8 protein-coding genes are annotated in these 9,287 nt (G+C 35.4%); 4 read left to right on the forward strand and 4 right to left on the reverse strand.

Going from position 1 to position 9,287, the window contains the following annotated elements; genetic code table 11:
- The 3 genes from A9G31_RS11760 to dld all read left to right on the forward strand — a co-directional run.
- Positions 1 to 1,183: hypothetical protein (locus A9G31_RS11760; RefSeq protein WP_176700352.1), on the forward strand; the 1,183-nt coding region annotated here is incomplete at its 5' end.
- Positions 1,184 to 1,664: 481 nt separating this feature from the next.
- Positions 1,665 to 2,627, forward strand: coding sequence for a 23S rRNA (adenine(1618)-N(6))-methyltransferase RlmF (rlmF, locus tag A9G31_RS04185; protein WP_065560582.1), 963 nt, complete (start codon positions 1,665 to 1,667; stop codon positions 2,625 to 2,627).
- Between the two features lie 274 nt (positions 2,628 to 2,901).
- Positions 2,902 to 4,599, forward strand: a complete 1,698-nt coding sequence (gene dld, locus A9G31_RS04190; RefSeq protein ID WP_065560583.1) for a D-lactate dehydrogenase — start codon at positions 2,902 to 2,904, stop codon at positions 4,597 to 4,599.
- Between the two features lie 107 nt (positions 4,600 to 4,706).
- Here the strand turns inward: dld and mutS are convergent, their stop codons facing one another.
- Positions 4,707 to 7,265 carry a DNA mismatch repair protein MutS gene (gene mutS, locus A9G31_RS04195; RefSeq protein WP_065560587.1) on the reverse strand — a complete coding sequence of 853 codons (2,559 nt, stop codon included), beginning with the start codon at positions 7,263 to 7,265 and terminating at the stop codon, positions 4,707 to 4,709.
- Positions 7,266 to 7,683: 418 nt separating this feature from the next.
- Between mutS and A9G31_RS04200 the strand changes: the two genes are divergently transcribed.
- Positions 7,684 to 8,274 (forward strand): hypothetical protein, encoded by a 591-nt coding sequence (locus A9G31_RS04200; protein WP_065560584.1) that lies wholly within the window; start codon positions 7,684 to 7,686, stop codon positions 8,272 to 8,274.
- Between the two features lie 77 nt (positions 8,275 to 8,351).
- Here A9G31_RS04200 and A9G31_RS04205 read toward each other — a convergent pair whose 3' ends face one another.
- The 3 genes from A9G31_RS04205 to A9G31_RS11390 all read right to left on the reverse strand — a co-directional run.
- On the reverse strand, positions 8,352 to 8,573 hold the full coding sequence (locus A9G31_RS04205; protein WP_065560585.1) for a hypothetical protein: 222 nt from the start codon (positions 8,571 to 8,573) through the stop codon (positions 8,352 to 8,354).
- A 132-nt stretch (positions 8,574 to 8,705) separates the two neighbouring features.
- Entirely contained in the window at positions 8,706 to 8,969 is a 264-nt protein-coding gene (locus A9G31_RS04210) for a hypothetical protein (RefSeq protein WP_065560586.1), read from the reverse strand.
- 106 nt (positions 8,970 to 9,075) lie between these two features.
- Positions 9,076 to 9,287, reverse strand: a 212-nt coding sequence (locus A9G31_RS11390) for a transposase (protein WP_141671378.1), incomplete at its 5' end; no start/stop codon positions are given.

The following is a 9,287-nucleotide window of genomic DNA, read 5'->3' on the forward strand; positions in this document are numbered from 1 at the left end:
GGGAGCAAGAGCAATCAATTTAAATGATTTAATTAACCAAGGGAACTGGAAGGATGATGATGGAGATGGGCAGGGAATAAATGCAGTTACTGCATCAGGAAGTGTATCCTTAAAAATTGAGGATTATGAAGGCAATATAGTTAATCGTGGTGATGCATTAACTCTTTGCCGTGCGCCTTATAAGATAACCTTAAGTAGTACAAACGGAACTTTAGTTACGCAGTATGGTGTACCAGATAGGAATACGTTTAATGGAGGCTCAGTGGATTATTATATCACTTTGCCGTCAAAACCGGTTATTTGTTCGGCTAGACCGAATTTGTTGTTGGGTGGGTTAAATAAAGGCCTCGGTTACGAGTACATAGTGGGTCCAGTTAATATATGGAGTCAAAAGAGAGGCTTTTTAGTTCAGTCAACAAATCCATCATCTTACGGACAAAATTTTCCAACAACAGGAGCAGATGGATTGTATTTTGATTTGGATATAGGGGGTATTGACGCAAGTCACTTGCGTTGGACAGTTAATACAAGTGGTAGTCTAGGGGCAACGGTGAGATGGACAAGGCCGCGTACAGATTCACACCTAGACCCATGGGATGGACTCGTCATACAACATGATCACTGGATTATAGATAAATCTAAGAATATAACACGGGTAACATTGCATGGTCCTAAAGCAGATAGTGTTCAAATAAACTCAAGTAATCCAAGTCCACTAACACGTCCATCTTTGCCACAGACGTTTGAGTTGGTTGGTAAGGATAGTAATGGTAATGTTGTCGTGAAATATGGTTTTGTGCTGAGGAAGTGGTTCGTCAATCGAGGGTATAAATATGATCACTCTCCTAATCTCATCACATGGTGTAATAGTTTGGGTTATCGTTTGTCACAAGCAAGGGATTTAACCAATGCGACTTGTTCTGGATGGAATTCAGGAAGCGATTGTCAAGGCGCAGTAGGCGCCACGCCGTCGTCTGGTAATAATGTCTACCAGCGTCGCATAGGGGCAGGATTTTTCACGGAGTGGGGTCGCATGGACAACTACGCTGATGCGGGCTTTGTAGGCGACTTCTACCGAACAAGCGATGTTAAGACCGATGGCTTGTACTTAAATGTCCATGCGCAAGACGGAACCATCAGAGACTACAGATTCCGATATTACGCTGCTTGCACCACCCCTTAGTTCTTAGCGTTTAGTTCTTAATCCTTAGGGAGCGGGGATGGTTATGGTGCCTGAGAGGACAATATAATAAGGAATAAAGCCCCAGCGTAAGTAGGGGCTTTGAGCAGGCAAACCCTGCGAGCTCAGCGGTTTAAAGCTGTGGCCCATTTTAGCTTTGGTGAATAAAATAGCTACAGTGCCCACGTCCGAGCAAAGGGAATTAAAGCGAATTCCCTTTGCAATCCCACGCTTTGGCTACCGAATGTGACTTACGGCTCCACGATGTCGGAATAAGACAGACAATATAACCAATTATATTTTGGCATTGTTTTTATTTGCTAAAAGTAAAAAATCACATAAAATCAACTCTATATTAGAGCTTTTTTAGAGTAAAAAATAACACTCCACCGTAGTCATTTTGATTAATTGATTTGTTCGGTTTTCGCATATTGCTGTTAAGTCGTTATAATAGCGGTTATTTGATTTTGGATAAAATAGGACAATCGTGCAAACGCCATTAAAAAAGCTTCAATTACATTGCAGAAACAAACACCGGAATGGCTATGATTTTGCAAAGCTCATTAAAATACTGCCTGAGCTGTCTCGATATGTAAATCAGAATTCCTATGGCAATTTATCGATCGATTTTGCCGATCCTATGGCTGTTAAACTGTTAAATAAGGCCTTGTTATTGAATGATTATCAAATGAATTATTGGGATATCCCAGACGGTTTTTTATGTCCGCCCATTCCTGGTCGAGCTGATTATATTCACTATTTGGCTGATTTATTAGCTCAAGACAACCTAAATAGCATTCCAACAGGTAAACAAATTCGGGTTTTAGATATCGGCGTTGGGGCTAATGTGATTTACCCTATTATTGGTTGTGCCGAATATGGTTGGTCATTTGTAGGGAGTGATATTAATCCAGTTGCGATCAAAGTTGCTTTGCTTATTACACAAGCCAATACGTTATTAAAAAACACTTTGCAGTGTCGATTACAAAAAGACAGTGGATCGATTTTTAAGCATATTATTAAGCCCAATGAATTTTATGCTTTAACGCTGTGCAATCCGCCTTTTCATGCTTCAGCAGAAGATGCGTTGGCAAGTACGCAAACCAAATTGAAGAAGTTAGGTAAGTTAGCAAATTCCACTCAAAAAACTGTGCTTAATTTTGGTGGACAACATGCCGAGCTTTGGTGTGAAGGTGGTGAAAGTGCTTTTATTAGTAATATGATTAATGAAAGTACTCAATATAAAACTCAATGTCTGTGGTTTACTTCATTAGTTTCAAAAAAAGAGACTTTATCTATTATTAATAAAAAATTAAAACAAGTTGCTGTTGTTGAAAGCCGTATTATTCCCATGGCGCAAGGGCAAAAAGTGAGTAGGTTTGTGGCGTGGACTTTTTTTAATCAAGTAGAAAGAAAGGCACGAATAAAAAGCACAAATAAAAAGTAATTAGGTAAAATATTATTGTTTTTATTTTATAAAAATTCTAAATTTTGCTATTTACTACTATGTGACCTTAATAATTAATAGTATAAATCTATCATTGTTGTTTTTATTCACAAATAAATGGTTGTTACTTATATCTTGTTGTTTATTATAATAAAATTAAAAACCAACAGAATCGTTGTTGACTAAAAATTGCATAGTAAATTGGTGATTATTCGATTAAGATGTGTTGATTATAAAATAATCAGCGCCATTTTTATCGCAAAGGAAAATCCCTATGAATAGCAACGAATCAGCTATACTTATTAAAAAGTTACAAGAAATTGTTGGTACTAAAAACACTTTAACCAACCCAGCACGCACATTACCTTATCGTCAAGGTATTCGCTTTGGTGAAGGTGATGCATTGGCAGTTGTTTTACCGGGAACGTTAGTTGAACAGTGGCAGGTGTTAAAGGCGTGTGTTGAAGCGGATGTGATTGTTATCACACAATCCGCAAATACTGGATTGACTGGTGGTTCAACGCCTGATGGTAATGACTATGATCGTCCTGTTGTTATTGTTAGCACTCGTCGTTTGGATGGTATCAAAGTGATAGAAAATGGTGAACAAGTTGTCTGCTTACCGGGTAGTACACTTTTTCGTCTAGAAAAGGAATTAAAAAAATATCATCGAGGTCCACATTCGGTTATAGGTTCATCTTGCATTGGCGCTTCTGTGATGGGTGGGGTATGTAATAATTCAGGTGGGGCGCTTATTCAGCGTGGTCCTGCTTATACTCAAATGGCGGTGTTTGCTCAATTAGATGCGCAAGGGCAATTGCGTTTAGTTAATCATTTAGGTATAGAATTGGGTGATGAATCAGAAACGATTTTGCAAAATCTGCAAAATCATGCTTATAGTGATAAAGACATTAAGCGTGATGCAGGCTTAGGTCATGATCATCATTATTGTGATCATGTTCGTGAAGTAGATGCCGATACGCCTGCTAGATTTAATGCTGATCCTGCTCGTCATTATGAAGCATCAGGTAGTGCTGGTAGATTAATGGTATTTGCAGTGCGTCTTGATACATTTCCGTTAGAGAAAAAATCAGCCGTATTTTATATTGGTACAAATGATATTAATGAATTAAATGGTATTCGTCGCCATATTTTAGGCCAATTTAAAACGTTGCCAGTGTCGGGCGAATATATACACCGTGTGGCGTTTGATATTGCCGCGGTTTATGGGAAACCGACCTTTTTAGCCATTAAAAAGCTAGGTACAGATATGATGCCACGCATGTTTGTGTTTAAGAACTTTGTTGATCGTGTTACCGCTAAAATTCCATTTTTTCCAAAGAATTTTTCGGATCGGTTTTCTATCTTTGCTTGCAAATTTTTGCCAAATCATTTACCAAAATCAATGCGTGATTATCGTGATCGTTATGAACATCACCTTATTTTAAAAATGGCAGATGATGGGATTGCTGAAGCCGAGGCTTTTTTAAAAGACTATTTTCAAAATAAAAATGGTAATTATTTTTTATGTAACGAAAAAGAAGCCGAAGCCGCAATGTTACACCGTTTTGCAGCTGCGGGTGCTGCAACGGCTTATCGTAATGTACATAGCAAAACAGTGGAAAACATTGTTGCATTAGATATCGCACTACGACGCAATGATACCGATTGGTTTGAGACGTTACCAGATAATATTGATCAGAACTTTATTTATAAAATGTATTATGGGCATTTTTTCTGTTATGTATTTCATCAAGATTATATAGCTAAAAAAGGGGTGGATTGTGATAAAGTTAAGGAAGAGATTTTAGCATTGCTTGATCAGCGTGGTGCGCAATATCCAGCCGAGCACAATGTGGGGCATTTGTATCATGCCAATGAGGATTTGAAAAAATTCTATCAAGAGCTTGATCCTACAAACAGTCTTAATCCGGGCATAGGTAAAACATCTAAGAAGAAAAATTGGGCTTAATTTTTTAAATTTTAGATGCTATTAATAATTAAAACCAACCGCTAGAAATCACATCTAGCGGTTTTTTTAGAATAATATCGCAATAAAACAATTAGTGATTATTTAAATCACACTAACTTTTTTAATTGATATAAAATTTCTAATGCTTGTTTTGGTGTTAAAGCATCAGGATCAATCTGTTTTAACGCTTCTTCAATTTCCGAAGGTTCAGGTTCGTTGATAAAAGAAAGTTGAGATTGAGCAACTCCACTGTTAGCCGTTTGTTTTGAAATAATCTCGAGCTCTTTCAATTTTTGTTTAGCTCGCTTTAATACTGCCTTAGGCACACCAGCAAGTCCAGCAACTGCAATACCAAAACTTTTACTCGCTGCGCCTTCAGATACTTCGTGGATAAAAGCAACGGTATTATCGTGTTCAATGGCATCAAAGTGGATATTATAAACACCTTGCATATGTTCGGGTAATTGGGTTAATTCAAAGTAATGAGTGGCAAAAAGCGTCATTGATTTGATTTCATTCGCTAAATTTTCGGCACAAGCCCAAGCTAATGAAAGTCCATCATATGTTGAAGTTCCTCGACCAATTTCATCCATTAATACTAAACTTTGTTGAGTTGCATTGTGCATAATGTTAGCCGTTTCGGTCATTTCGACCATAAAAGTAGAGCGTCCAGATGCCAAATCATCAGAAGCACCAATACGTGTAAAAATGCGATCAACAGGTCCAATTACTGCTTTTGATGCAGGGACAAAGCTACCAATATAAGACAGTAATACAATTAAAGCAGTTTGACGCATATAAGTACTTTTACCGCCCATGTTTGGACCCGTAATAATTAACATACGTCTACTTGGTAATAATGAGAGCGAGTTTGCAATAAATGGTGTTTGTAAAACTTGCTCAATCACCACATGTCGGCCATCTTTAATTTCTACTCCTGAGTCGGTTGATAGTGTTGGTTTTTGATAGTTAAGGGTTAGTGCTCGTTCCGCTAGGTTGGTAAGCACATCAAGTTCGGCAATGGCTTCAGCACTGATTTGCATAGTGGCTAGATCTGGCATTAAGAGATCAAATAGCTGTTCGTAAAGTTGCTTTTCGAGTGCTAATGCTCGTCCTTTAGAAGTTAGCACTTTATCTTCGTACTCTTTTAGTTCGGGGATGATATATCGCTCAACATTTTTCAGTGTTTGACGACGAGTATAATGAATTGGTGCCAAATGACTTTGCCCACGGCTGATTTGGATATAGTAGCCATGTACAGCATTAAATCCAACTTTTAATGTATCAATGCCAAGTGTTTCACGTTCTCGGATTTCTAACTGTTCTAAATAATTGGTTGCACCATCCGCTAAACTTCGTAGTTCGTCTAGTTCTGCATTATATCCAGTAGCAATAACCCCACCATCACGAATAATTACCGGCGGTGTTTCGACAATAGACTGATTTAATATTTCGGCTATATGGTCAAATTGATTTATTTTTTTACGCAAGCTAATTAACGCAGGTGAAGTAAGACCACTTAATAGTGTTTGTAATTGTGGTAATAAATTATAAGCATCACGTAAACGAGCAAAATCACGAGGTCTAGCCGTATGTAATGCAAGTCTTGCCAAAATACGTTCCAAATCACCAATTTGTTTTAATAATGGATTAACTTCATCAATATAATTTTGTAATTCGCCAATAGCTTGTTGTCGATTTTGTAATATAGTCAAATTACGAATTGGTGAATGCAACCAACGTTTAAGCATACGGCTACCCATTGGTGTTTGAGTTTTATCAAGTATTTCAGCTACAGTATTTTTAGTTCCACCAGATAGGTTTTCGGTGATTTCTAGATTACGACGTGTTGCGGCATCTAACACGACAAAATCATAAGCCGACTGTTTGATAATTGAACGTATATGAGGTATAGCTGTGCGTTGGGTATCTTTAACATATTGTAACAAACAGCCAGCTGCACAAAGTGCATAATTACAGTCTTCCACACCAAATCCAATTAAATCATTAGTACCAAATTGTAGATTAAGCTGTTGTTTTGCTGTTTCAAGATCAAAGTCCCATTGTGGGCGACGGCGCAATCCAGAGTTATTTTCAATTAATGGCATGGATTGAAAATCTTCTGGATATAGTAATTCGACAGGGCTTGTACGTTGTAATTCGGCTTGCATTTCCTCGAAATTGTCACATTCAAAAATATAAAATCGTCCTGAACCGATATCGAGCGTGGCATAGCCGTAATAATTTTTATATTGCCAAATTGATGCCAGTAAATTGTCTTTGCGATCTTCTAATAATAGCTCATCACTTACCGTACCAGGAGTTACAATACGGACAATTTTTCGTTCTACTGGTCCTTTACTAGTAGCTGGATCGCCAATCTGTTCACAAATAGCAACAGATTCCCCTAGTGCGATTAACTTTGCTAAATAACTTTCAACCGCATGATAAGGTACCCCCGCCATAGGAATAGGTTCACCATTTGACGAACCACGCTTTGTGAGCGAAATATCTAAAAGTTGAGAGGCACGCTTGGCATCATCATAAAACATCTCATAAAAATCACCCATACGATAAAACAATAAAATATCAGGGTTTTCAGCTTTAAGTTTTAAATACTGCTGCATCATTGGAGTGTGGTTGGTAAAATTGTCTTTATTAGTCATGGTGGTTTTTCTTTTTTTATCTTTCAACGTAATAAGTAAATTCATTAGTCTAACAAAGAACCATTAAAAAGCATAAATTCGTACTGGTTCTTATTTTTAGTTTAATTATAAATTATGATAAATGTAAGTTGTATAATGTAATCATTTATATAATAATTTTATTATAACTGATTATTGGTTTATTACAGAGGGCTATTTGGGGCTTAATGTAAAATGGATATGCTTGCATTTAAGTAAAAAATTGGACTCATTACGAGTCCATTATTCTAAATTATGTACTTTTTTATGTGGTTTTTATCTTCATGTTGCAACATAATTTTTCACATCATTTTTGTACTAATAACCAGATAGTTACAATTTAATTCTTTTTTATGATTAGTTAAGACTTTTAAATTAATAAAATGGGCAAAAGTAACCAATGGATCGTTATTATCAATTTTATTCAGTAAATTATCAAAAATATTTCGCTTTTTTCCTAATCTATTGGTCAATGATTGTAGTACAAGCAATTTTTTTTACTTGTTTGTGTAGTTATACAAATAGTTTCTCTCAGTCTCTTTTTCCTTTGTTCTTACCTTTTTTATTTGCAGCATTGATTGATATAATGTATCAAGCTGTAGCAGAAAATTTTTTAGATGAACATTTGGAAATATTTTATGATAATGAAAAGATAACATTTATATCATCTAAATTGGGAAAAAAAGAATTTTTATTTTCTCAAATAAAATTTTTTGCTATTTATCGAAACAAAGGTGCTTTTGCTTCTATTAGTTTTTCTATAGATATTCAAGAAGATGGAAGCGGACCAATAAAAAAAATACGTTATATTAATCATAAATTCTTTTATCACGATGACGAGAGAAAACAAAGTTATGACATTGTACATAGCTTTATGTATGGAATAGGCTGTGATATTTTACTATATCAATATGATTTAATTAAAGATGAACATTATTCTAATCGTCGTAAAAGAACATATCGTTTAACAAAAATTTATAAACGTAAATAATTACTATAATTATAGGATTTATTAGCGTTGTTTACAGTAGTAGTTTTTCAAGTTACTGTAAACAACTTGATGAATTCCTACACTTCATTTTTTCCCGATAAATAATCTGAAATAGATACAAATTTATCATTATGTAATACTAAGGTTATGATTAAAAAAGCTGATGTAAATCCCGCTAATGCCGTGCCAGTTACTCTTTGCGAATGTTTGGTTCTTCTTTCATATTTTTCTCTTTTTAAAGCCATAGAAATTATTAAAGCGATAATAATACAAGTTATTGCGATAAAAGGAATAAACATCTTTGTATAGAAAGCCAATATAAAATCTTGAATATTGTTATTATATAAAAACGTTGCTTTGGCGATAGCAACTAAGAATATAGCAAATGCTGCAATACAGACGTATAGCGTTATGTTTGGTGATACATTTAATCAATGCATAATGACAAAAAATACAACAGGTAATAGCACTGACGCTATCACAAATCCGACATCAGTATAGTTAGCAAAAACTGTAATTTCGCGCTTGTTACTTTTATAAATCCCATAGGCTGCAATTATAAGTAGTACAACGGTCGAAATAAACCATAATAGGTAGTTAGGTTCAGAGGTGTTTTGTTGTGTGATTGCAAAACTTGAAGTTGGCAAGATTAATATTGACAATGTAAAGATTATTGTTGCGAAGATTTTTCTCATTTTAAATATACCTTATGTCATTAAATATATTTTTATTTTTTAGTTTATAAAAGTTATTTTTAATATTTCTATTAGGGGCTGTTGATCTTTGCTGTACATAAATTACTCAACAATACATTGGCAGCCACATTAACATAAATGCCAGTGATACCATACTGGCATAATTCCTTTCTAACTTATCGTATCTAGTTGATATTGAACGATATTGCTTGATTCTAGCAAAGGCATTCTCGACTAAATGACGATAGCGATAAAGGCACCTATCCATACTGCTTTTATCTATATCCTTACCATAATTACGTTTAGCAATCACCGTTC

Source organism: Gilliamella sp. Gris1-4 (genome assembly GCF_001690335.1).
GTDB classification, from domain to species: Bacteria; Pseudomonadota; Gammaproteobacteria; order Enterobacterales; family Orbaceae; genus Gilliamella; species Gilliamella apicola_P.